This is a genomic window from Sorangium sp. So ce296, from assembly GCF_051529605.1.
GTDB classification, from domain to species: domain Bacteria; phylum Myxococcota_A; class Polyangia; order Polyangiales; family Polyangiaceae; genus Sorangium; species Sorangium cellulosum_D.
In genome coordinates this window covers 4,840,179-4,863,035 of the sequence record NZ_CP150325.1, presented here as the reverse complement: position 1 = coordinate 4,863,035, position 22,857 = coordinate 4,840,179, and the positions used below count along the sequence as shown (strand labels likewise).

16 protein-coding genes are annotated in these 22,857 nt (G+C 74.2%); 7 read left to right on the top strand and 9 right to left on the bottom strand.

Annotated features, from left to right (window positions below; translation table 11 throughout):
- The first annotated feature begins 93 nt into the window (after positions 1 to 93).
- Positions 94 to 543 (top strand): universal stress protein, encoded by a 450-nt coding sequence (locus WME98_RS18315; RefSeq protein ID WP_061625298.1) that lies wholly within the window; start codon positions 94 to 96, stop codon positions 541 to 543.
- Between the two features lie 160 nt (positions 544 to 703).
- Positions 704 to 1,486 carry a hypothetical protein gene (locus WME98_RS18310; protein WP_437952454.1) on the top strand — a complete coding sequence of 261 codons (783 nt, stop codon included), beginning with the start codon at positions 704 to 706 and terminating at the stop codon, positions 1,484 to 1,486.
- A 126-nt stretch (positions 1,487 to 1,612) separates the two neighbouring features.
- Here WME98_RS18310 and WME98_RS18305 read toward each other — a convergent pair whose 3' ends face one another.
- Positions 1,613 to 2,158 carry a chalcone isomerase family protein gene (locus WME98_RS18305; protein ID WP_437952453.1) on the bottom strand — a complete coding sequence of 182 codons (546 nt, stop codon included), beginning with the start codon at positions 2,156 to 2,158 and terminating at the stop codon, positions 1,613 to 1,615.
- 378 nt (positions 2,159 to 2,536) lie between these two features.
- Between WME98_RS18305 and WME98_RS18300 the strand changes: the two genes are divergently transcribed.
- From WME98_RS18300 to WME98_RS18290, 3 genes are all read left to right on the top strand, one after another.
- The gene (locus WME98_RS18300; protein ID WP_437952452.1) at positions 2,537 to 4,078 is read left to right on the top strand and encodes a vWA domain-containing protein; all 1,542 of its coding nucleotides are present in this window, start codon (positions 2,537 to 2,539) and stop codon (positions 4,076 to 4,078) included.
- 292 nt (positions 4,079 to 4,370) lie between these two features.
- Positions 4,371 to 5,567, top strand: a complete 1,197-nt coding sequence (locus WME98_RS18295) for an aminotransferase class V-fold PLP-dependent enzyme (protein ID WP_437952451.1) — start codon at positions 4,371 to 4,373, stop codon at positions 5,565 to 5,567.
- Between the two features lie 227 nt (positions 5,568 to 5,794).
- On the top strand, positions 5,795 to 7,147 hold the full coding sequence (locus tag WME98_RS18290) for a hypothetical protein (RefSeq protein WP_437952450.1): 1,353 nt from the start codon (positions 5,795 to 5,797) through the stop codon (positions 7,145 to 7,147).
- A 207-nt stretch (positions 7,148 to 7,354) separates the two neighbouring features.
- Here WME98_RS18290 and WME98_RS18285 read toward each other — a convergent pair whose 3' ends face one another.
- Positions 7,355 to 7,675, bottom strand: a complete 321-nt coding sequence (locus WME98_RS18285; RefSeq protein WP_437952449.1) for a hypothetical protein — start codon at positions 7,673 to 7,675, stop codon at positions 7,355 to 7,357.
- Between the two features lie 1,412 nt (positions 7,676 to 9,087).
- Between WME98_RS18285 and WME98_RS18280 the strand changes: the two genes are divergently transcribed.
- Together WME98_RS18280 and WME98_RS18275 are read left to right on the top strand one after the other, a co-directional pair.
- On the top strand, positions 9,088 to 10,728 hold the full coding sequence (locus tag WME98_RS18280) for a thiamine pyrophosphate-binding protein (protein WP_437952448.1): 1,641 nt from the start codon (positions 9,088 to 9,090) through the stop codon (positions 10,726 to 10,728).
- 3 nt (positions 10,729 to 10,731) lie between these two features.
- Positions 10,732 to 11,253 (top strand): M17 family peptidase N-terminal domain-containing protein, encoded by a 522-nt coding sequence (locus tag WME98_RS18275; protein WP_061623693.1) that lies wholly within the window; start codon positions 10,732 to 10,734, stop codon positions 11,251 to 11,253.
- Positions 11,254 to 11,274: 21 nt separating this feature from the next.
- Here the strand turns inward: WME98_RS18275 and WME98_RS18270 are convergent, their stop codons facing one another.
- The 7 genes from WME98_RS18270 to WME98_RS18240 all read right to left on the bottom strand — a co-directional run bounded on the left by WME98_RS18270 (position 11,275) and on the right by WME98_RS18240 (position 22,682).
- Positions 11,275 to 13,341 (bottom strand): ATP-binding protein, encoded by a 2,067-nt coding sequence (locus tag WME98_RS18270; RefSeq protein WP_437952447.1) that lies wholly within the window; start codon positions 13,339 to 13,341, stop codon positions 11,275 to 11,277.
- 551 nt (positions 13,342 to 13,892) lie between these two features.
- On the bottom strand, positions 13,893 to 14,624 hold the full coding sequence (locus WME98_RS18265) for a hypothetical protein (protein ID WP_437952446.1): 732 nt from the start codon (positions 14,622 to 14,624) through the stop codon (positions 13,893 to 13,895).
- Positions 14,621 to 15,673 carry a chromosome partitioning protein ParB gene (locus WME98_RS18260; protein ID WP_437334390.1) on the bottom strand — a complete coding sequence of 351 codons (1,053 nt, stop codon included), beginning with the start codon at positions 15,671 to 15,673 and terminating at the stop codon, positions 14,621 to 14,623. Before WME98_RS18260 ends, WME98_RS18265 begins: the two co-directional genes overlap by 4 nt.
- Before the next feature lie 9 nt (positions 15,674 to 15,682).
- Complete coding sequence (locus WME98_RS18255; RefSeq protein ID WP_437952445.1) at positions 15,683 to 18,046, bottom strand: AAA family ATPase; 2,364 nt, start codon at positions 18,044 to 18,046, stop codon at positions 15,683 to 15,685.
- A 92-nt stretch (positions 18,047 to 18,138) separates the two neighbouring features.
- Positions 18,139 to 19,128 carry a universal stress protein gene (locus WME98_RS18250; RefSeq protein ID WP_437952444.1) on the bottom strand — a complete coding sequence of 330 codons (990 nt, stop codon included), beginning with the start codon at positions 19,126 to 19,128 and terminating at the stop codon, positions 18,139 to 18,141.
- On the bottom strand, positions 19,122 to 22,184 hold the full coding sequence (locus tag WME98_RS18245) for a glycoside hydrolase family 65 protein (RefSeq protein WP_437952443.1): 3,063 nt from the start codon (positions 22,182 to 22,184) through the stop codon (positions 19,122 to 19,124). Before WME98_RS18245 ends, WME98_RS18250 begins: the two co-directional genes overlap by 7 nt.
- 90 nt (positions 22,185 to 22,274) lie before the next feature.
- Positions 22,275 to 22,682, bottom strand: a complete 408-nt coding sequence (locus tag WME98_RS18240; RefSeq protein ID WP_061628008.1) for a response regulator — start codon at positions 22,680 to 22,682, stop codon at positions 22,275 to 22,277.
- Between the last annotated feature and the right edge of the window lie 175 nt (positions 22,683 to 22,857).

Below are 22,857 nucleotides of genomic sequence, written 5' to 3'. Positions count from 1 at the left end.
CCGCGCGGGCGCCGCCGCGCGGGACGTGCTGCGCGCCAGGCGCGGAGTCGGCTAAAGAGATCCGGGAACGCCACCGCACGAAAGGCGGACGCCATGAGCCTCAAGCACCCCCGGACCATCCTCGTTGCACTGGACAGCTCTCCCCGGGCGCCGTTCATCCTCGCGGAGGGCGTCGATCTCGCGCAGAAGCTCGGCGGCAAGCTCGTGCTCGTCCGCGGCATCGGGCTGCACCACAGCCTGCCTGCCGAGGCGATGAACGAGTCGCCGACGCGCGTCCCCGAGATCCTGGAGCGGGGCGACCGGGAGGAGCTCGAGCAGCTCGCGCGCGGCGTGCCGCCCGAGCTCGTCGCGAAGGTCGTGGTCCACGTCGGCGTCGCGTGGGAGGTCATCTGCCGGACGGCCGACGAGGAGGACGCGGACCTCATCGTGATCGGGTCGCACGGCTATTCGGGCATCGACAAGGTGCTCGGGACGACTGCGGCGAAGGTCGTGAACCACACGAGCCGGTCGGTGCTCGTGGTGCGCGACAAGCCCTCGGATTGACGGCGACCCGGCGCCAGCGGTTCCTCAGCGGTCAGGACGACGGTTCGCCGAGCCCCACCGCGCTCGTCTCGGCCGGCGCACCCTCGGGCGGAACGACATCGATGAGCGAGCCGCAGCGAGCCGCGGCGCTCGGGGCGTGTTTCCAGGGAAGGAGGCTCGAATGAACCATCGGATCATCCCGGTCGCGGACGGCTTCTGGAACATTCGCGGATCGTTCAAGATCGGCGGGATCATCGACGTCGGTACGCACGCGTCCCTCGTCCGGCGCGAGAACGGCAAGTACATCTTTCTCGACTCCTACACGCTCGGGGTCGAGGAGAAGCGGCACATCGACGAGATCACCCATGGCGGAAGGGACGTGGAGGCCATCATCAACGTTCACCCTTTCCACACGCTGCACGCGAAGGCCATGCATGCCCACTATCCGCACGCGCGCCTTTACGGCACATTTCGCCATCTATCCCGCTTCCCGGACCTCCCGTGGGAAGAGACGCTGATCGAAGATCCGGCGGCGCACGCGCTGTTCGCTGGCGACCTCGACTTCTCGGTGCCGCGCGGGGTCGATTTCGTCTCCTCGAACGAGAACGTGCACTTTTCGTCGGTCCTCGTGCTGCACCGCGCGTCGAGGACGATCCACGTCGACGACACGCTGATGTACGTCCGCCTCCCGTCCCCGATGCGCCTCCTGGGGCTCAACGACGTCCTGAGCTTCTCTCCCATGCTGTCGCAGGCGCTCGAGGAGCGCCCCGGGGCAGCGCTGGAATTTCGGCGATGGGCCGAGGAGCTGGCGCTTCGCTTCCATGACGCCGAAAACCTCTGCGCCGCCCACACGGCGACGCTCACGGCTCGAGAGAACGGCGGAGCCCCGATCAAGGATCGCATCCTCAGAGCCCTGGAAAAGGTCGACAAGACGCTGAAGAGGCATGAGCGCAAGCACGGCTGAGGAGACGCCGAGCCGCGGCGTCGCGGCGGACCGCGGGAGCAGCGGTCTCGGCGCGGTCCGCGGGCGGCGGGAGCTCGTCGCGTGCTCCCCGCGCGCTGAGCCGGCGGGCTGACGAGGCGCCCGGCGTCAGGGGAGCTTGGCGATGAGCTCGTCGCTCAGCGTCGGCTGGTCGATCTTGCCAAACCAGATCTTCCAGGTCGCCTTCATGAAATCGAGGCCGCCCACCGTCGCGGTCCCGCCGCCGGCGACCTTGGCGGTGGTCGTCTTCGCGCGCGCGTCGTACTCGATGGTGACCTCCGCGCCCGTCTTGAGGTCGCCCTCGAACGCCGAGACGAACCTCGCGATCTTCGTCTGATCGGCGTACCCGTTCATCGCATAGGCGTCCTTCAGCGCCTTGACGATGCTCTCGCGGCCGACGTCGCGCAGCATCGTCCAGACGAACTTCTTCCCCGTATCCATCTCGATGACGGCCTGCTTGGACCGCGTGGAGGGGAGCTGTTCCATGTAATGGCTGATCCGATAGACATCGATCTTGGCCGTGCCGACCGTCCTCACGCGGACGCCGCTGCCCGTGAGCGTGTAATCCGGCAAAGCGAAGAGGCTCGCGACAGCCAGGAAGATCGCCGCGAAGGCGGCGAGAAGAGCTGGAGACTTGCTTCGTACGAGTTTCATCGGATCGACCTCCTCCGGCATCGCCGCGAAGGCGGCGCATCGTGTCCGGGCGCCGCGCGCCGGCGATCGCCCGTCCATGATCGTGAATCAGCAAGACGCGGACCATCGGCGGAGGGACGCGGGGAGCCGCATCGGTCGCGAGATCTCGATAGGGGCCCTGGCCTGATGCGCCGGCGACGCATGAGGTGTGCTCGGTGGGGGCTCCGGGGCGGGCCGGCCGGGAGGGACGGCGGCGCGGCGGCGAGCTCTCCCGGAGATCTTTTTTCGGCTAGGTCCGTAGAAGCCGCGCGCTGCGGGGGTCGAGGAGATCGCGGCGGAGGACGCGAGTCCCCCGTGGGCCGCGCCTTGGCTCGGGCTTGCGGCGGAAGGAGCTTCTCGATGCGGACGATGCTCGCGGGAGTGCTGATGGGATTTGCGGCTCTGGGCTGCGCGGCCGGCGCGGCGGCGCCTCCGGAGACGGGCGCCGCGGCCGCGGAGGTCTCGCCAGGCCCGGGGGCGCGGCAGGAGGGCGCGCCGGCGGTCGCCGCGGCCCTGGCGGCGGCCGGCGGGGCCGCGGCGGTGGCTGACGGGGCCGCGGCGGCTGACGGGGCCGCGGCGGCGGCCGCGCCTGCGGCGGTCGAGGCGCCGGGATCCCGGGCCGAGGCGAGCCGCGGCGTCTGGATCGGCGCCGCGGGGGCCAGCGACTTCGTGCTGCCGGGGACGCGCGAGACGCAGCTCGGCGTGTGGGTCGACGTCCCCGCGGCCCGCCGCGGGGCGCGCGCGCCGGCCGCCGTCGCGCTGCTCGTGGACGCCTCCGGCTCGATGCAGGGGCCGAAGATGGACCACGCCCGCGCCGCGGCGCAGGCGTTCGTCGACGGGCTTCCCGACGGCGACCTGGTCTCGCTCGTGTCGTTCGCCGACGCCGCCGTGGAGCGCGTGGCGCCCGCCGTGCTCGGCCCCGAGACGCGCCCCGCGGTGGCGCGCGCCATCGCCGCGCTCGGCCCCGACGGCAGCACGAACCTCTTCGAGGGCCTCCGGCTCGCGGAGCGGCACGCGGCCGCGGCGCCGTCGACGCACGCCGTCCGGCGCGTGGTGCTCATCTCCGACGGCCAGGCGAACATCGGCCCGTCGTCGCCCGAGCTCCTCGGCGCGCTCGCCCAGCGCGGCGCCGCCCACGGGGTGCAGATCACGTCGATCGGGGTGGGCGCCGACTACGACGAGCGCACGCTCAACGCGCTCGCCCTCGGCTCCAGCGGCCGGCTTCACCACCTCACCGAGGCCCGCCAGATGTCCTCCGTCCTCGAGCGCGAGCTCGCCCTGCTCCAGACGACCGCGGCGACGGGCGCCTTCGTCGAGATCGTCCCGGCGCCCGGCGTGGAGGTGATCGGCGTGCCGAACGAGCGCGCCGACCGGTCCGGCGACGCGGTCCGCGTGCTGCTCGGCACGATGTTCGGCGGGCAGCACCGCGAGATGCTCGTGCGGGTGCGGGTGACCGCGCCGGCCGCCGGCTCGCACCCGCTCGCGAGCGTGCGCCTCCACTTCCGCGACCCCGAGAACGGCAACGTCGCGCGCGTGCAGGAGGTGGTGGCCCGCTACGAGGTGACGAGCGACCCGGCCCAGGTGGCCGCGCACGAGAACGAGCGGACCCAGACGCTCGCGGCGGTGATCGAGACGGGCATGACGCAGCTCGCCGCGGCGCAGGACGTGGGCTCCGGCGACTTCGGCGCGGCCGAGGCGAAGCTCGCCGCGGCGGAGGAGCGGCTCCGCGAGCAGGCGGCGCGCGCGCAGTCGGCCAAGGAGAAGGCGCGCATCGCCGGCGCCGCCTCGGCGGTGGCGAGCGCGCGGAAGACCGCCCGCGCGGCCGCGGCGGCCCCGCCCGCGGCGCGGCGCATGGATGCCCTCCAGATGAACGGCGCCTCCCCGCTCTGGATGGGCCGCTGAGCGGCGCCATCGAGGCGCCGCCCGCCAACCCGTCCATGATGGACCGTGGATGCGTCCATCATGGATGGGTTGACCGAGCGCTGCATCCTTGCCGGAAGGCGGTCACGATTGATCCATGAATCAACGTTGATCGATATAGCCACCATGGATCCACCATCGATGCGCCTCGCGTGGCCCTCGACGCCCTCGACGCCCTCGACGCCCTCGACGCCCTCGACAGGAGGCGTGGCCACGCGCGACATTGTCACCGGCCCTCCGACGCCTCAGCCTCCCAGGGCACTCGACCTCCGCCATGAACCCGAACGCCTTCCCGGAGTCGCGCGCCGGCGCCGCGCGCGAGCTCTGGCCGCTCGACCCGGCCGTCGCCTTCCTGAACCACGGCTCGTTCGGCGCCTGCCCGCGCGCGGTGCTCGAAACGCAGCAGCGTTACCGCGACCAGCTCGAGCGCGAGCCGGTCCGCTTCTTCCTCCGCGAGCTCGAGCCGCTGCTCGACGCCGCGCGCGGCGAGCTCGCCGCCTTCGTCGGGGCCGACCCGGACGACCTCGCGTTCGTGCCCAACGCGACCTTCGGGGTCAACACGGTGCTGCGGTCGCTCTCGCTCGGGCCGGGCGACGAGCTCTGCGTCACCGACCACGGGTACAACGCCTGCCGCAACGCGGCCGAGGTCGTCGCGGCCCGCGCCGGGGCACGCGTCGTGGTCGCGCCGGTGCCGTTCCCGATCGAGGGGCCCGAGCAGGTGGTCGAGGCGGTGCTCGCGCGGGTGGGGCCGCGGACGCGGCTCGTGCTGATCGATCACGTGACGAGCCCGACGGGGCTCGTGTTCCCGGTCGCCGCGCTGTCCGCCGAGCTCGCCGGACGCGGCGTGGATCTCCTCGTCGACGGGGCGCACGCGCCCGGCATGCTGCCGCTCGACCTCCGCGCCCTCGGGGCGGCGTATTACACCGGCAACTGCCACAAGTGGATGTGCGCGCCCAAGGGCGCGGCGTTCCTCCATGTGCGGCGCGACCGGCAGGGCTCGGTGCGCCCGCTCTGCATCAGCCACGGCGCCAACTCGCCGCGCACCGACCGGTCGCGCTTCCTGCTCGAGTTCGACTGGACGGGCACCTCCGATCCGAGCGCGGCCCTCTGCGTCGCGGACGCGATCCGCGCGATGGGAGCGCTCCTGCCCGGCGGCTGGCCCGAGCTCCGGGCCCACAACCGGGCGACGGCGCTCGCCGCGCGCGACCTGCTCTGCACGGCGCTCGGCTGCCCGCCGCCGAGCCCCGACGCGATGATCGGCGCGCTCGCGACGGTGCCGCTCCCGGACGCGCCGTCGTCGCCGCTGCGCCTCGACCCGCTCCAGGACGCGCTCTTCGCGCAATGGGGCATCGAGGTGCCGGTGTTCCCCTGGCCCGCGTCGCCGGGGCGGGCCCTCCGGATCTCGGCGCAGATCTACAACGACCGGCCGCAGTACGAGCGACTCGCGGCGGCGCTCTCGGCGCTCTTGTAGCGCGCGGGGAGCCCGGGCGTGCCTCCGGGCCGCCGCTCCGCCGGGGCAGCTCCGCCGGGGCAGCTCCGCCGGGGGGCGCGCGGCGCTCGCCTCGCGCTCGAGCCGTCGGTCCGGGTCCGCGTCGCGGCGCGCTGCCCGGGCGCGGGAGGGCGAAGCGCGACCGGCGCTTGCTGGAGCAGACGCGCGCGCCTTCCGAGGCGATAGGATGCGCGCCCCAAGGAGACACGATGCCACGTCGAATCCTGGTCTTGTCCTCGCTTCCCTGGCTGGCGACGGCGATCCTCGCGGCCGCGCCGATCGCCGCGCAGCCCGTGACGCCTCCGCCGGCGACGCGCCCCGCGCCCACCGCCTCGGCGCCGGCGGGAACGCCGCCGGCTCCTCCGGCGCGGGCGGGGACGCCGCCAGCGTCCGCGCCGCAGCCAGCGCCCGGCGCGCCGCAGTCGCCGGCGCCCGGTGCGCCGCAGCCAGCGCCCGGCGCGCCGCAGTCGCCAGCGAGCCCCGCGCCTGCCGCGCCCGGCGCGCCGCAGCCGCCGCCGAGCCCCGCGCCTGCCGCGCCCGGCGCGCCGCAGCCGCCGGCGAGCCCCGCGCCTGCAGCGCCCGGCGCCCCGGCAGCGGATGCGCCAGCGCCGGAGGGATCGCCGCCCGGGCCGGCTGGAGCGACGCCCGAGCCGGGAGCTGCCGAACCGCCGGCAGACGCCGCGCCGCCCGCCAGGACGCCGGCCGCGCGGCGGGCCGGCCGGTGGGAGAGCATGGAGGACTGGACCTCGTCCCTCTCCGAAGCCGAGCAAGGGCCGCTGCCCGCGCCCGCCGACGAAGGCGCGCTCGGCGGGGGGACGGTGCCGCTCGCCCAGCGCGGGGCGATCGGCCTGGAGACCTCGGCGTTCAGCGGCGGCGACAGCGACGTCTCCGGGCTCGCGGTCGCCCTCTTCGCCCGCATGCCGTTCGCCGATCAGACGTTCCTCGACGTCCGCGTCCCCTTCGGGCTCGCGATGGATGAGCGCACCGACGCCGTGCTCGGCAACGTGATGCTCGGCGCCCACCACGTCGCCCGCGCCGGCCGCAAGCTCTGGATCACGGTGGGCGGCGCCGTCGGGCTGGCGACGCTCTCGGCCCAGACCCACGACCACCGCAGCTACGAGCCGGTCGGCGCGAGCCGCGCCTACTGGGACCTCCACGAGTATTTCCCGAGCATCCTCCCCATCCACGCGCGCCTCGGCGCCGAGGCCCACCTCGGCCCGGTGATCGCGCGCCTTCAGATCGAGCCGCTCCTCTACATCCCGCTCGGCCGCAACGAGGAGTACGAGGTCGCGATCCAGCACGCCGCCGAGGTCCAGATCGGCCACGGGATCGCCGGCGGCCTGCGCGTGCAAGGCGTCGCGCTGCCCACGTTCGACAACGTGGGCATCCGGCACGCCGTCGCGCGCAATCTGTACGTGCTCGCCCTCGAGCCGTTCCTCGCGATCGAGCGCAAGGCCGCGTTCCTCCGAGCGGGGCTGCTGCTTCCCTTCGACGAGGAGCTCGGCCCGCCGCTCGATCACACCTGGGGCTTCCACCTCACCGCGGGTGTCCGCACCGACTGAGGCCTTCGGCGGCCGAGACGCGCGGCCGCCGAGGCCCGGCAGCGGCCGATCCACGCGGCGGCCGGGGCCAGGCGTTGGCGGTCGCGTTCGAGGCGCCTCCGGCACGTTCGAGGCGCCTCCGGCACGTTCGAGGCGCCTCCGGCACGTTCGAGGCGCCTCCGGCACGTTCGAGGCGCCTCGGGCGCGGCGCGGGACCCTGGGGCGCGGCTAGGCGCCTCGGGCGCGGGCCGCCTCGCCGATCGCGTGGGTGATGTGCCCCTCCAGCTCGCCCGCGGGCAGCTGCTCGGACTCCACGACGACGAGGCGCGCTCCCGCGTCCTCCGCGAGCAGCTCGAACGTCTGCGGCGCGCGCTCGTGCAAGTGGCTCGGCAGGACGATCGCCAGCGGGCGGAGGCGGACCGCCATCGCCCACGCCGACGCCGCCTCGCACGAGCGGACGAGGAAACGAGCCCGCGCCGCAACCCTGCGGCAACGGGCCAGAAAACCGGGGCTGCAGTCGAGCGCCAGCACGATGGGTATCCGGATCAATTGACTGCTGCTACTAGGGGGCTCCGACATAGGAAGATGCTACTCCAGCGAAGCGCTATTGCGCGTCCTCTTATCCCGCATAACCGATACAGAGCTTTCCCGAAATAGAAAACAACAAGCTCGCAAGCTCATGTAAGCAGTCACGCGTCATTTTGGTGTATTGGGTAACGTTCTGTGAGAGCAGGATATTTGAAATGAACGCTGCGAGAAGCAAGGCGCCAGCGCACTACCGCCCACGCGGCGCGGATGTCGGCCGAAATGTTGGCCCAGCAGCAACGGCAGATGATGCCTTGGCCGATCGCACGTCAATGAAATGATGTACCGGGGACGGAGTCCATCCCCGGATGCGGGCATCAGGGACACCCGGACAGATGAAGCGCACGTGGTAGACGCCGCTCGGGACGTAGGCAGTGAACCCAGCGTCCACGAGAGCGCCACACACGATTGGCTCGCGTTCCCCCATCGATCCAGCGAAACGGCCGTCCCGGCGCCAGGGCGCCTCCCGCCGTCGAGGTTGCTGCACCTCAAGGAAGTTGGCGCGCATACGCAAAGGAGATCGCGTGTCATCGCGGACGACCGCGCACGCCTCCTCCAGGACGGCCACCGGGATACGCTCCTTCTCACCAATCACCGTGCGCCCGCCGTGCCCATCGCCCCCTGAACCGGTTAACTTCCTCACAGATTCTCGCGCGCGCTCGGCGCGGGACGAATTGTTTCCGCCACGTTGCAGGAAGGTTACGGCGAGCGTCGGCGACGGCGCCGGGCTCGGCCGCGATCCGCGCCCGGAGAGGTCCGGTGCCTTCTCCCAGGCCGGCGGCTGCAGGGCAGGGGCACCGGGGTGAGGCCGAGAGAGATGGCGGTGTGGAGGTGGCAGCTGCAATAAGGAGCCAACTATATCATTTCATCGCCCGGAGAGAACAGCATCTGGCAGCGGCCAGCACGGCGCTGCTCGCGCCGAGATGGCGACGATATCCCAGCAGGGGCGGAGTCGACCCTGTAGCAACGCTGTATTTTTACAGCGTCACCCGCTGCGCGTGGGCTTCCTCTCGGGTGCGGCCTGACGACGGGCGCCGGCGATAGCGTGGTTTCCGGGCAAGGAGGCGGCGCGCGCACCCGCCGGCAGGTGCGTTGCCGCCTCGGCGCGCTCAAAGGACGTTGGAGGTTAGGAAAAACACTAAACTAAGACTCGTCCTGGCCGTTTCGCAGTGAACACCGGACGCCGGTTCGGAGGTCAGCGCGGCTGTGGGGCGCACGTCCGAACACGGCGCCACACGCGCGGCTGCCGGGGTCGTCTCCGCCGAGGTCCGCGGCGCCGAGCGCCCGGCCCGGTGAGGCAGCTTGCCCGGCGCGCGGCGCCGGCGGCCGCGGAGGCGCACGAATCGCCCGCTCGCCGGGAGGACGCTGGGGCGCACATGGTATATGCCGGCCCCATGGCGCAGGTGCACGGAGGCAAGCTCGTCTCGAAGGCGCTCGCGAGGCACGGGGTGACCCACCTCTTCACCCTGTGCGGCGGGCACATCCAGGCGATCTACGACGGGTGCCTGGACGACGGCATCCGGGTCGTCGACGTGCGGCACGAGCAGACGGCCGGCCACGCCGCCGACGGGTACGCGCGGGTCACCGGGAGGCCCGGGGTGTGCGCGGTCACCGCCGGGCCGGGCGTCACGGACGTGGTGACCGCCGTCGCCAACGCGCAGCGCGCGGGGATCCCGATGGTGGTCCTCGGCGGCGCCGGCCCGCGCGCCCTCGCCGACATGGGCTCGCTGCAGGACATGAACCACGTCGAGCTGATGCGCCCCATCTCCAAGTGGAGCGCCTCGGTCCCGTCGACCGACCGCATCCAGGAGTACGTCGACTCGGCCTTCCGCGTCGCCCAGGCGAACGTGCCAGGCCCGGTCTTCCTCGAGATCCCGCTCGATCTGCTGATGGGCTTCGCGGGGGACGACGCGCCCGCCACCGCGCCCACGCCCCCGGCCCGGCCCGGCGGCGACCCGGCCGCCGTCGCGCGCGCCGCGGCCATGCTGCGGGAAGCCGAGCGGCCCATGTTCATCGTCGGGAGCCAGCTCCGCTGGTCGCCGCGGCGGGACGCGCTGTGCCGCTTCGCCGACGCCGTGAAGGCGCCCTTCTACCTGAACGGCATGGCCCGCGGCGCGCTGCCCCACGCGCACCCCGGGCTGATGAGCCGCTCGCGCCGCTTCGCCCTCGCGCAGACCGACCTCTGCGTGGTGCTCGGGACCCCGTTCGACTTCCGGCTCGAGTACGGCCGCGCCGTCGGCCCGGCCGCGAAGGTCGTCCAGATCGATCTCGACGGCAGCGAGCTCGGAAGGAACCGCCGCGTCGACCTCGGGATCGACGGGGACAGCGGCGTCGTGCTGGAGCAGCTGCTCGCCGAGGTGCCCGACAAATCCGCCGAGGCGTGGCTCGCGGCCGTGCGCGAGGCCGAGGAGCGCGCGCGCGCGAAGATCCTCGCCGAGATCGCGAGCGACAGCGACCCGCCGAACCCGCTGCGCGTCTGCGCCGAGATCGGCAAGCGGCTCGGCAAGGACGACATCGTGATCGGCGACGGCGGGGATTTCGTGGCGACGGCCGCGAACGTGCTGAAGCTCGAGTGGCCGCAGCTCTGGATGGACCCAGGCCCCCTCGGGACCCTCGGCGTCGGGCCGGGCTACGCGATGGCCGCCAAGCTCGCGCGGCCCGAGGCCAATGTCGTCCTCGTGTACGGCGACGGCTCGTTCGGGTTCCACGCGCTCGAGTTCGAGGCGATGGCGCGCCAGGGCATCCCCGTCGTGAGCGTGATCGGGAACGACGCGGCCTGGACGCAGATCCGGCGCGGGCAGGTCGAGCTCTACGGCGAGGGCCGCGCGCCCGCGACGTCGCTCGACCTCACCCGGTACGACCGCGTGGTGGAGGCGCTCGGGGGCTTCGGGGCCTTCGTGGAGCGCGTGGAGGAGCTCGGGCCCGCGCTGGACGAGGCATTCCGGTGCGGCAAGCCCGCCTGCGTCAACGTGAAGATCGCGAAGAGCGACTTCCGCAAGGGCGCAATCAGCGTCTGACCCGTGGAGCTCCGGTTCGTCCCCCCCGACCTGCAGAGCCTCGACGAGCTCGACTCGGAGGTGCTCGCGTGCGCCCCGTTCAGCGACGCGCTGCCCGCCCACGGCGTGGCCGGCCTCTGCGACTGGCGCCTGGGCGGCCGGATCTCGGAGCTCCGGCGGCAGGGCCAGATCACCTGCGAGCTCGGCGAGGTCGTGATGATCCCGTGCAAGCCGCGCATGGCCTTCGACAAGCTCGTCCTGTTCGGCGCCGGCCGGCGCGACGCGTTCGACGAGGCGATCTTCCGCGAGGTCGTGCGCCGGATGCTCGCGACGATGGGCGGGCTCTGCACGCGCGTCGCCGTGGTGGAGCTGCCGGGGCGGCACGACGGGCTCATCCCCGCCGAGCAGGCGGCCGACGCGCTCCTCGACTGCGCGGGCAGGGAGCGCGGCGACAACGTGTGGACGCTGGTGGAGCGCGCCGAGGGCCGGCAGCAGATCACCCAGCACATGATCGAGCAGCGCCGCCGGGTGCGCCGGGCGCTGTGACGCGCGCGGCGCGGGCGCGCGTCAGGTGGGCACCTTCGGCAGGTCGACGGTGAACGTCGCCCCCTCGCCCGGGCGGCTCTCGACCTCGATCGTCGCGCCGAGGGCGTCGGCGATCTGCCGCACGATCCACAGCCCCATGCCGAAGCCGCTGTAGTTCTCGCTGGAGACGGCGCGCTCGAAGCGCTCGAAGATGCGGGCCTGCTGGTCCGGCGCGATGCCGATGCCGCGATCCCGCACCACCAGGCGGGCGCGGTCGCCGAGGTCCGAGACCGCGACGTCGATGCGCTTGCCGGCGCCGTACTTGATCGCGTTCGAGAGGAGGTTCGTGACGATCTGATCGAGGCGCAGGCGATCCCACCGGCCGACGACCGAGGCCGGGGCCGACAGATCGACCGGACAGCCCGCGGCGGCGAGCTCCTCGCGGAACCGATCCAGCACGTCGTTCACGGTGGCCGCGAGATCGACGTCCTCGAGCTCGAGCTGCAGGCGGCCCGCGGAGATGCGCGAGATGTCGAGCAGGTTCGTGATGAGCCGGGCGAGCCGCTCGACCTGGCGCTTGATCATCTCCAGCCGCGGCGTCGCGCGCTCGGCGGTGAGGTCGCCGCGCTTGCCGGCGCGCAGGAGGCCGTCGACCTGCAGCTGCATGGGCGTGAGCGGGGTGCGGAGCTCGTGGGAGGCGATCGTGAGGAAATCGTCGCGCGCGCGCACGGCGAGCCGCGCCTCGCGGTAGAGCCGGGCGTTGTCGACGGCCAGGGCCGCGCGCCGCGCGAGATCCTGCGCGAGGTCGAGATCGACGGCGTCGTAGCGCCGGTGCGTCGAGGCGAACGAGAGCGTGCCCAGCGTCCGGCCGCGCGCGGTCAGCGGGACGGTGAGGTGCGAGGCGAGCGAGAGCGAGCGCAGCGCCTCGTAGTGCGCCTGATCGAAGGAGATCGCCCGGACGAACGAGTCGGTCACCCGGGGGATGAGCTCCGGCTGCGCCGTGCGCAGGACCCTGCCGATGCCGCGCGCGCAGGAGTCGGCCGTGAGCCTGCCGAGCAGCTCGGCGGCCGCCGCCATCGAGGGGTCGGCGTGGGCGGTGACCTGCCGCTCGGTGGCGCCGGACTCGTCCTGCAGGAGGAGCACGCAGATCTGCGCGAAATCGGGGAGGGCGACGCGGACCACGCGCCGCAGCGTCTCCTCGAAGTCGAGCGACTCGCCGAGGATCTGCCCGGCCGAGACGAGGATGCGCTGCGCCTCGTGGACCCGGCGGCGCTCGGTCACGTCGCGGGTGACCTTCGCGAAGCCGCGCAGGCGCCCGGCCTCGTCGAAGAGCACGTTGATCACCTCGTTCGCCCAGTAGCGCGTGCCGTCCTTGCGGACGCGGTAGCCCTCCTGGACCGAGCGCCCGGCCTCCACCGTGCACTCGAGCTCCGCGGCGGGCCTGCCGAGCTCGACGTCCTCCGGCGGGAAGAGGACCGAGCAGTGCCGGCCGATGATCTCGTTGGCGCGGTAGCCGTTGATCCGCTCGGCGCCCGGGTTCCAGCTGGCGATGCGGCCCGCGGGGTCGAGCATGAAGATGGCGTAGTCCTGGACGCCCTCGACGATGAGGCGGAACCGCTCCTCGCTCTGCTTGAGGCGCTTGTCGGCGCGCGCCTCGGCCGCCTCCATCTCGCGGCGCAGGAGGAGCTCGCGCATCCTGCGGTTCTCGTCCTCGTAGTGCTTGCGGCGCAGCTGGGCGCGCAGGCGGGCCTTGAGCACGGTGAGCTCGCCCGACTTCGTGACGAAGTCGTCGGCGCCGGCCGAGAGGGCGTCGAGGATCGCCTTGTGGTCGTCCCGGCCGGTGAGCATGAGCAGCGGGATCGGCCGCCACGCGGCGTTCGCCTTGATGCGGAGGCAGGTGGCAGGACCCGACAGCCCCGGCATCACCATGTCGAGCAGGATGCCGTCGACGCGCGCCGCCGCGAGTCGCGCGAGCGCCTCCTCCCCGGAGTGGGCCAGCACGGCGACGTAGCCCTCGTCGCGCATCGCCGCCGCGACCTGGTGCAGGTACGTGGGGCTGTCGTCCACGATGAGGATGCGATGAGGCGGCGTGTCCGTTGGGCGGTTCATGGGAGCCTCCCAGGCAGGCTCCCGTCAACGAGGGCAGCCGCCCCGGCCGGGCGCGTGGTCGTGGCAGAACCGGTGCTGCACCCGCAGACGCCCCCCCGCGGCGCCCCCACCCTCATTGGCCACCCGTGCAGGTTGGCATGCATTCTCCCCCGCCGACGCGAGAAGCCTACCTGGCCCGATGCACTTTGCGTACAGCATCCTTTTTCTACCAGATGCCAGTCGCCCGCAACGTTGCGCCCCCCACCGTCCTGCGGAATCCCCGCCACGAGCCCACCAGGTCGCTCGATCGAGCCGGATCTCCAGAAAAAGCGTACGGGAGCTCCTGCGCGACAAATCAGGTAAATGAGGATTGACAATCGGACGATCTGCCGAATTGATGGCGAGTCCACCGACTCGATATCTGCCGGAGAATCGAGGCGTCGCGGCGCCGCGCGGTCCGACGAGGGCGTGAGTGGCCGGGGCTGCGCGGCGCTCACCGCCTCGTCGGGAGCCCCGGAGGGAGCGACGCGCCGGCCGCGCGCGGCGGACGAGGGCGGGAGATCGCGAGTCCGTCACCCCGCGTCGATGAGCTCGATCATGGTAGCCCGGGCGGGCCCGCCCGCGGGGATCCAGCGGCAGAGCTCGTCGATGCCGGCGTCGTCGACCACCCGGCGGAGCTCGGCGCGCGCGGCGGCGAGCTCGCCCCGGGCGGCGAGCGCGTGCGCCCGGGTGATGCGGTAGCGCTGGCGCACCTCGGACGGCTCGTCCCGCTCCCCGTCCGAGCGGCCGACCAGCGAGAGCGCCCCCTCGGCGTCGCCCGTGCGCACGAGCACCGCGGCGCGCGCGCCCCGCACGAGCGGGCGCACCGACGCGGGCGCCCGCTCCTCGCAGAGGTCCGGGAGGAGCCGCCTGGCCGCCTCGACGTCGCCCGCGCAGAGCTGCCACTGGGCGAGGTTGCTCATCAGGAGCAAGCGCACCCCGGGCGGCGTCCAGTCGAGCGGGACGTCGCGCAGCGACGCGGCCGCCGCCCGGTAGCTGCCATGAAAGGCGAGCGACTGGCCGACGACGTGCGCGGCGTACGCGTAGATGGCCCGGGGATCGCCGCGGTGGGACGGCGGCGACGCGGCGGGAGCCTCCCCGGCGCGCGCGGCCGGACGAGCGGCCCAGCGGCGCCGACCGGCGGGCGCGGGGGCCTCGGCGCGGCGGGCGGGCCGCGCGGCGCGCTTCGCCCGGACGAGGCCGCCGAGGAGGAGCAGCAGCGCGGCGACGGCGGCGATCGCGCACGCGGCGCCGGCCGGGATCATCCGGCGGGCTCCTCGGGCGGACCGGCGGCGCGCGCGACCTGGTCGGGGCGGACCGCGGCCGGATCGAAGCGCTGCGCCGACGCCAGCATCTTGGTGAGCGTGGGCTCGAACGGCGCGTCCGGGGACCTCTGGAAGCGGAGCGGGTTGATGCGGGCCACGACGAACGCCTTGAGGTAGGGGCTCTCGAAGCCGCGCGCCTTGAGCGCGTCGACGGCCTGGGCGACCGCGTCGTCGACCGCGAGGAGGAGCTCGGCGCGCGCCCTGCGGGTCTCGATCGCCTCCGGGAGCGGCTCGTCGAGGAAGCGGTCGATGTGCCGGAGGACCGACTGGTAGGCGCCGCCCGAGAAGCGGGGGCGCTGCTCGTAGCAGAGGCCGAGGGTGAGCAGGCTCGGCTCCTCGAACTCGAGGCGGAACTCCTGCTCCGGCCGCGGATCGAGATCGGCGAGGGAGCGCGCCATCCGCGTCACCTCGAGCGCCTTCTCGCGGATGTTGTGCGCCTTCTCGGTGTTGAGCGCGAGGATGCGGTACGCGATCCGCTCGTCGGGCAGCACGAGCGCGACCGCGCTCTTCGCGCCGAGGCGCGTGAGCGCGGCGCGGCGGTGGTTGCCGTTCGGGGTCCAGTACCTCCCCTCGCCGGGCGCGGACGGCCCGGCCCGGCCCGGCCCCGACGAGAGCGGGGTCCGCACGGCGATGATGGGATCGAGGAAGCAGTCGAGCTTGTCGATGACCTCGCCGAGGCGCGCGACGTGCGCCTCCGAGAGGTCGCGCTGGAACGGCGTCGGCTCCACCCGATCGAGCGGCAGGCCGGCGAGGACCGCCCACGCGCCGCCGACGGGCTCGCGGTAGACGGCGAGCACGCTGCCGCCGTCGCTCCGGATCGCCTCGGCGAGCGCGGCGACGTCCGGCGGGGGCGCGCCCGCGGCGAGCTCGGCGGCGTCGAGGCCGCGCGTGCCCGCGGCCGGCGCCGCCTTCTTCCGCCGCGCCCGGGGGGCGGGCGCGGCCTTCGGCTCCTTCGGCGCCCGCGGCTTGGCTGTGCGCTTCGCGGCCATCGGTCCTCCTCAGCGACCCCGGAGCATGCCCCGGGGATCCGCGCTCGGCCCCCCTCTCATCGTGTCGGCGATCGCTTGGTGGAAGCGCTCGAGCCGCTGGTCCGCCGCATGGAACACGGTCCCTTCCGGGTACCTCCCGTCCGCGTCGGCGACGCCGGCCGGGACGCCGGTGATGATCTCGATGCCCTCCTCGACCGAGCTCACCTCGTACACGTGGAAGCGGCCGGCCTCGATCGCGGTGATGACGTCGCCCCGCAGCATGAGCGCGTCGCGGTTGGCGCTCGGGATGAGCACGCCCTGCTCGCCCGTCAGGCCCTTGGCGGCGCACAGATCGAAGAAGGCCTCGATCTTCTCGTTGATGCCGCCGACGGGCTGGATGCTCCCCTGCTGATCGATGCTGCCGGTCGCGGCGAGCTCCTGCCGGATGGGGACGCCCGAGAGCGCCGACAGGAGCGCGTAGAGCTCGCTCGACGAGGCGCTGTCGCCCTCGATGGGCTCGTAGGTCTGCTCGAAGACGAGCGAGGCGCCGAACGAGAGCGGGCGGTGCTGGGCGAACCGCGCGGCGATGTAGCCCGTGAGGACGAGCACGCCCTTGCTGTGGAGCGGGCCGGACATCTCGACCTCGCGCGCGATGTTCACCGGGCCCTCGCGGCCCGGGTAGACGACCGCCGTCACGCGGCAGGGGCGGCCGAACGTCTGCGGGCCGTCGGACAGGACCGAGATCGCGTTGACCTGCCCGACGCGCCGGCCGGTGACGTCGATGCGGATCGTCCCGTCGGAGAGCATCTCGTGCACGTGGTCGCGGAAGTGGCTGCCGCGGCGGCGGGCCGCCTCGAGCGCCTCGTTGACCTCGGGGCCGTCGACGACCTTGCGGCCGCGGCGCTGGGCCCGGTAGCCGGCCTCGGTCGCGACCTCGGCGATGAGCCCGAGCTGCGCGCTCACCTTGGTCTGGCTCTCCGCGAGGCGGCCGCCGTGGAAGAGGAGCGCGGTCACGCCGTCGGCCGTGATCGGCGGCAGGCCGCGATCGTGCGCGAAGCCGGCGAGGAACGCGGGGTAGGTGAGCAGCGCCTGGTCGAGCGAGATCGTCGTCTCGAAGCGCGCCTGCACCTTGAAGAGCTGCGAGAACTCCGGATCGGCGTCGTGCAGGTCCTGGTAGAGCTGCGGGTTCGTGACGAGGACGACCTTCACGTCGATCGAGATGGGCGGGAAGAGCAGCTCCTCCGCGGTGCCGCGGAAGTACGACGGGTTGTGCTCGGGCACGATGAACTTGCCGGCGAGGAGGCAGGCCTTGAGCTGCTCGTAGAGCGCCTCGTTCTTGAGGAGCGCGCCCGCGGGCAGGATGAGGAAGCCGCCGGCCGCCTCGTGGAGGGCGCCCGCGACGGCGAAGCCCGGCTCGGGCGGGAAGCCGGAGTCGGGCGGCGCGTGGGTGCGGCCGAAGAGGGCGCTCAGCGTGGGGTAGGGGACCTCCACGACGGGGGCGCCGGAGTCGGGCGTGTGCTCGGTGAGCAGCGTCGGGACGACCACGCCGCGCGGCAGGGTGGCGCCGCCCTCCTCGCCGCGCGCCTCGTCGACGAGCAGGCGGAACTCCTTCGAGACGACGGTCTCGACGTCCGCGAGGAAGGCGCTGATGTCGTCGCGCCCCTCGAAGCGCGCGCGCACCGGCTGGAAGCAGCCCTTCACGCCGTCGCTGAGCAGCTGCTTCACGACGCTGCGCAGCTCGGCGTCGGCCTCGTCCTGCACCGTGGCGAGCCGCATCTCGAACTCCTCGATGGAGCCGGCGATGGCGTGCAGGGCCTCGCCGTCGGGCGCGTTCGAGGCGTCGTCGAGCGAGGTGATCTGCACCTCGTCGTCGCCGCGGACGAGATCGAGGCCGAGCTCGCGCGCCGCGGATTTGAGCTGCTCCTCGAGCCGCCGCTCCTCGGCGTTGACCCGGCGCTGGATCTTGCCGCGCGCCTGCTTGAAGCGCTCGCCCTCGGTCGCGCCGCGCAGGGCGTCGACGAGCTTCTCGTGGAGCTCCTCCATCGCCGCGACGAACGGGCGGCCCTCGCCCGGGGGGAGCGACAGGACCGTGGGCTCGCTCGGGCGGTGGGGGTTCGGCAAGAGGAGGATGTCGTCGGGCGTGGGGCGGCTCGCGGCGATGCGCTTCGCGACGGCGCGCGCGCAGAACGTGCGGCCGGTGCCGGGCGCGCCGACGACGACGACGTGGAAGCGGGGCTGGCGGATCTCGAGGCCGAAGGAGAGCGCGGCGAGGGCGCGCTCCTGCGAGCCGATGCCCGCGGACAGCGGCGCGACGTCATCCGTCGTGGAGAAGCGGAAGGTCTGGGGGTCGACGATCTTGCGGCACTCGCTGGCGGGCAGCTTGCGGGCGACCATGGCGGCGCACCATAGCGCCTTTCGACGCCCGCTGGCGTGGAGCCCGCCCGGCGGGGCGCGGCCGCGCCGGAGAACACGCTGAAGAGCGCGCGCTACCGCCGCAGGACCATCACCGGGCAGGGGGCGCCGCAGAGCACGTCGCGGAAGACGCCGCCGTGGTGATCCTCGAGCTGCCCGTGCCAGACCAGGACCACGAGGTCGCTCGTCAGCTGCCCGGCGAGCCGCAGGATCTCCGCCGCCGGCTCGCCCTTGCCGAGGAAGAACCGCGTGGCGACGTCGTGGGGGCAGTGGCCGATCGCGCTCAGGAACCGGGCCAGGAACTCCTCGGTGAACGCGGGCCACTCGTGCTGGGGCTGATCGACGTACAGGGGCGCCACCATCGCGCCCGGCTCGGAGGGCAACGGCGTCGAGACGGGCGGCGCGTCGTCGGCCTCCCGCGGCGAGGCGCCGCCGACCATCACGATGTCGAGCTCGGCGCCGAGCCTGCGGGCGAGCTCTCCGGCGGGGGTGATGGCGGCGGCCGTGCTGGGGGTCCCGTCGAGCGGCAAGAGGATGCGCTCGATCCGCGACGACGTCGGCGCCGCCGGGCCGATGACGACGACCCCGCAGGCGGCGGCCTCCAGCGCGCGCGCGGCGAGCCGGCCGACGCCGAGGCGCTCGTCCACGACCTCCTCCGGCTCGGAGGCCACCACCACGAGGGAGGCGCCGCGGCCCCTCGCCGCCGCCGCGAGCGCGCCCGGCGGATCCTCGCTCGCCGCGACGTGCAGCACCACGCCCTGCAGCGCCTCCGGGGTGACCCCGAGGTGGGCGGGCACCTCGCTCGCCTCGAGCGGCTCGGCGCAGACGAGGAGCCCGTGCAGCGGCGCGTGGAGCGCGCCGGCGATGAGCCGCCCGAGCCCGAGGGCGCCCTGGTGGGCGCGGCGGCCGTGGAGCGCGACGAGCACGCTCCTGCTCCGCGCGCCGCTCTCCGGCGACGGCTCGTCGCCCCCCTCGCGCGCGCCGAGGGGCGGATCGGCCGCGGAAGCCGGCCCGGACAGCGCCCCACGTTCCCCGAGAGACCCATCGCGCACGGCGCTCAGCATGTCGTGACCTCCTCCCATGTCTGGAACCGGCCGCCGACCCGCCGCGCCGCGTAGCGCCGGCCCGGCTCGGCCACCACGGCGCAGGCGACCGCGCCCGCGTCGAGCGCGGCGATCGGCAGCGGCGCGCTCCCCTCGAGCGCGACCTCCACCGCGCCGTCCTCCACGTGGATCTCGAGCGCGCGGCCTCGCCACGAGATCGGGATCTTGAGGTGACGCCAGCCCGGCAGGAGGTGCGGCTCGACGCCGATCGCCTCGTCCTCGTCCGGCCACGGCGGCGCGGGCGGGAGCCGCGCCGCGAGCGCGCTCCGCGGGACGCGCGTGAGGCCGGCGGCGCCGAACGCGACCGCCTGCCAGAGGCTGCCCATCGCGGCGACGTGCACGCCCCCCGCGGCGTTGCCCATCGTGTTGCCGAGGTCGATGTCGGCGGTCTGGTCGAAGTAGCGCGCGGCGTGGGCGTGGAGGTCGAGCCGGGCGGCGACGAGCGCGTGGGCGCCCGGGCTCAGCGAGCTCCCGTGGGCGGTGCGCGGCTCGTAGTAGAGGAAGCTCTCGCGCCGCGCGCTCGCGGGCACCGCGCCCCAGAGCAGCGCGACGAGCTGCACGACGTCCGCCTGCTTCACGACCTGGCAGGCCTGCGTCCGCGCGCGACCGAGCAGCACGTCGATCGGCGCGCTGCGCACGGCGTAGTCGGCGATCGCGAACGGCTCGAGGCGGAAGTAGCCGGCGAACTGCTCGATGAGGCCCGTGCGCGGGTCGAGCCCGAGGGCCATGCGATCCGCCACGTCGCACCAGCGCTCGACCTCCTCGGGCCGGAGGTCGAGCGCCGCGAGCACGTCGCCGCGCGCCACGCCGCGCCGGACGACCGCGGCGGCGGCGCGGAGGTTGTACCGCGCCATCCAGTTCGTGAACGCGTTGTCGTCGACGGCCTCGTGGTACTCGTCCGGCCCGATGACCCGGCGGATGTGGGCGAGCCCGTCCGGCCCGGTCTCGGCGCGGCTCGCCCAGAAGCGCGCCGTCTCGACGAGGATCTCGGCCCCCTCGCCGCGCTCGAACTCGAGATCGCCGGTGGCGCGGCCGTACGCGTGCGCCGCGTACGCGACGTCGGCGCTGATGTGGTGCTCCTGCTCGCCGGAGAGCACCCGGACCACCTCGCCGAACGGCGTGACGAGGAGCGGCGGCGTCGTCTCGTCGCCCGTGTCCGCCGACTCCCACGCGTAGAGGGCGCCCTCGTAGCCGAGCGACCTCGCCTTGCGGCGCGCGCCCGCGAGGGTGCGGTGCCGGTACAGGAGCAGCGCGCGCGCGGCCTCGGGGTAGCAGTGCGTGTAGAAGGGGACGAGGAACGTCTCGGTGTCCCAGAAGACGTGGCCGCGGTACGCCTCGCCGCTGAGCCCGCGCGCGCCGATGGAGCAGCGCGGGTCGTCCGGGTTGGCGGCGCCGATGAGGTGGTAGAGGGCGAACCGGAGCGCCCGCTCGATCTTGGGGGCGCCGTCGATCTCGACGTCGGCGCGGCGCCATCGCTCCGCCCACGCGCGCGCGTGCTCGCCGAGCACGTCGCCCGCGGCGCGGCGCGAGAGCTCCGCCTGGAGCGCCTCGCCCGCCTCGCGCGGCGCGGGGGTGTCGCGCGACGTGTGCAGCGTCGTCGTCCGGAAGAGGCGGAGCCGCTCGGCGACGCGGACGCCGATGTCGCAGCGCTCGGCGATGGAGCGCGCGCCCTCGGTGCGCTCGCAGCGCGCGCCGTCGGGGACCTCGGGCGGCGAGCCCTCGGCGGCCTCGCCCGGGAGCGCGCGCAGGTGCGAGGTCATCGCGGTCTCGAGCCCGCCGTGCGTGTGGCCGACGAGGAGCAGGCTCTCGGCGCGCGCGTCCGCCGAGAAGCGCGCCCAGTGCGCCGCGCCGCTCGCGCTCTTCACGTCGCCGCTCAGGATCGCGTCGACGCGGATCGTCCCGGTGAAGTTGATGGGGGCGACGCTGAGCGCCTCGACGAGGACGTGGCGGTCCGCGAGCGACGCCGCGTGGAGCGTGTGGACGTGCGCGAGGTGCCCGGCCTCGCCGCGCCGCAGGCACTCGCGCAGCAGCACGCCGCGCCGCAGGTCGAGGGCGCGGAGGTGGTGCAGCACGCCGCTCGTCTCCGCCGAGAACGGCTCGCCCTCGATGGCGACGCTCAGCCGGCCCCAGTCGGGGGCGATCACGAGCTCCGGGACGCGGCTCACGTCGGCCGAGGGCTCGAACGCGCCCGCGATGAACGTCGCCGGCCGCGACACGCTCGACCCCTCCGGGAGCGACGCGCGCGAGCCGAGGTAGCCGTTGGCGATCGCGAGCAGCGACTCGATCTCGTGCTCGCGCGCCACGTCGAACCCCGGCTCCTCGACGATCCACGCGGCGTCGCGCGGCGCCGCGAGCGCGCCGAGCTCCCGGTCGAGGTCCCGCTGGAGCGCGACGATCTCGCCGAGCCGCCGCGCGCCGGCCGCCGCGTGGGTCGCGCCCGCGAGCTCGGGCGCGCCCGCGAGCCCGCGCGCGCCTGCGAGCCCGCGCGCGCCCGCCGCCGGCGCGCCCCCGCCGGGCTCCGGCGAGATGGCGAGCCAGTCGCGCGGCGCGATGCGGAGCGGCGCGATCACCTGCGCGAGCAGCGCGGCCAGCGCGGAGCGCCCGTCCGGCGGCGCCGCGGCGGCGAGCGCGACGGCGGCGCCGCGGCGATCGAAGCCGTAGAGCTCGGCGCCCTCGAGCGCGCCGACGAAGAGCCGCCTCCGGTCCGCCGCGCTCTCCGCGCGCGCGCCGCGCTCGAGCCGCCGCGCGAGGTGGGGCACGCCCTCGCGGGCGAGGAGCGCCACGCGCACCCCCATCGCGAGCAGCGCGTCGAGCAGCGCCGCGGCGCCGCCGTCCGCCTCCGGGCCGCCGGCCGCCTCCGGGAGGACGCTCGCGTCGAGGACGACGAAGCGGAAGCGGTGGTGCAGCTCGGCCGGCAGCCGGATCGCGGCCGCCGGCGCGCCCGCGAGGCCGGGGCTGCTCGGCCCGCCCCGCGCGGCGACGGGCGGCCCGGCGGCGCTGTCTTGGAGAGACGACATCCTCGGCTCCTCCCCGGGGCCGGGGTACGCGAGGATCGTGCCGCCGCGCCTGTGCAGGCCGGGATCAGGGCGGGGCGCGGCGGCGGTGGGCTAGCGCTGCACGTCGGCGGTCAGCCGATCGAGCACGCCGAGGAGCCGGTCGACGTCGAACGGCTTCGCGAGCACGCCGGCCACGGCGCCGCGGATGCTGGGCTCGCTCACGCCGGAGAGCAGGAGGACGGGCACCTCGACGCCCGCCGCGGCGAGCGCGGCGAGGAACTCCTCGCCCGTCATCTCGGGCATCACGTAGTCGAGCAGCACCGCCCGCGGCCGCGCGCCGCGGGCGAGGCGATCGAGCGCCTCCAGCGGCCGCGTGAACCCCTGGACGCCGTAGCCCTCGTCGGCGAGCAGCTCCATCAGCGAGTCGACGAGCGCCGGGTCGTCGTCGACGACGAAGATCTCCGCGCGCGGGGGCGGCGAGGCGCCGGCCAGGCACGGAGAAGGGCCCGGCGAGCTCATCCAGTTTCTCTCGATCGCTGGCCTTTTCGGCGCATGAGCCGCGCAAAGGATACCAGACGGCCGCCGCGACCGCATGGGGCAGGTCGCGCGGGCGTGGCGCGGGGCGTGGCGCTTGGCGCGGGGCGTGGCGCTTGGCGCGGGGCGTGGCGCATGGCGCCGGGCGTGGCGCATGGCG

Bases quoted from the DNA above. Each gene is read 5' to 3' on its own strand.
- WME98_RS18260 (WP_437334390.1), bottom strand. From the start codon at position 15,673: ATGGCCGCGAAGCGCACAGCCAAGCCGCGGGCGCCGAAGGAGCCGAAG.
- WME98_RS18270 (WP_437952447.1), bottom strand. From the start codon at position 13,341: ATGAACCGCCCAACGGACACGCCGCCTCATCGCATCCTCATCGTGGAC.
- WME98_RS18300 (WP_437952452.1), top strand. From the start codon at position 2,537: ATGCGGACGATGCTCGCGGGAGTGCTGATGGGATTTGCGGCTCTGGGC.
- WME98_RS18250 (WP_437952444.1), bottom strand. From the start codon at position 19,128: ATGCTGAGCGCCGTGCGCGATGGGTCTCTCGGGGAACGTGGGGCGCTG.
- WME98_RS18240 (WP_061628008.1), bottom strand. From the start codon at position 22,682: ATGAGCTCGCCGGGCCCTTCTCCGTGCCTGGCCGGCGCCTCGCCGCCC.
- WME98_RS18290 (WP_437952450.1), top strand. From the start codon at position 5,795: ATGCCACGTCGAATCCTGGTCTTGTCCTCGCTTCCCTGGCTGGCGACG.
- WME98_RS18295 (WP_437952451.1), top strand. From the start codon at position 4,371: ATGAACCCGAACGCCTTCCCGGAGTCGCGCGCCGGCGCCGCGCGCGAG.
- WME98_RS18265 (WP_437952446.1), bottom strand. From the start codon at position 14,624: ATGATCCCGGCCGGCGCCGCGTGCGCGATCGCCGCCGTCGCCGCGCTG.
- WME98_RS18310 (WP_437952454.1), top strand. From the start codon at position 704: ATGAACCATCGGATCATCCCGGTCGCGGACGGCTTCTGGAACATTCGC.
- WME98_RS18245 (WP_437952443.1), bottom strand. From the start codon at position 22,184: ATGTCGTCTCTCCAAGACAGCGCCGCCGGGCCGCCCGTCGCCGCGCGG.
- WME98_RS18305 (WP_437952453.1), bottom strand. From the start codon at position 2,158: ATGAAACTCGTACGAAGCAAGTCTCCAGCTCTTCTCGCCGCCTTCGCG.
- WME98_RS18255 (WP_437952445.1), bottom strand. From the start codon at position 18,046: ATGGTCGCCCGCAAGCTGCCCGCCAGCGAGTGCCGCAAGATCGTCGAC.
- WME98_RS18280 (WP_437952448.1), top strand. From the start codon at position 9,088: ATGGTATATGCCGGCCCCATGGCGCAGGTGCACGGAGGCAAGCTCGTC.
- WME98_RS18315 (WP_061625298.1), top strand. From the start codon at position 94: ATGAGCCTCAAGCACCCCCGGACCATCCTCGTTGCACTGGACAGCTCT.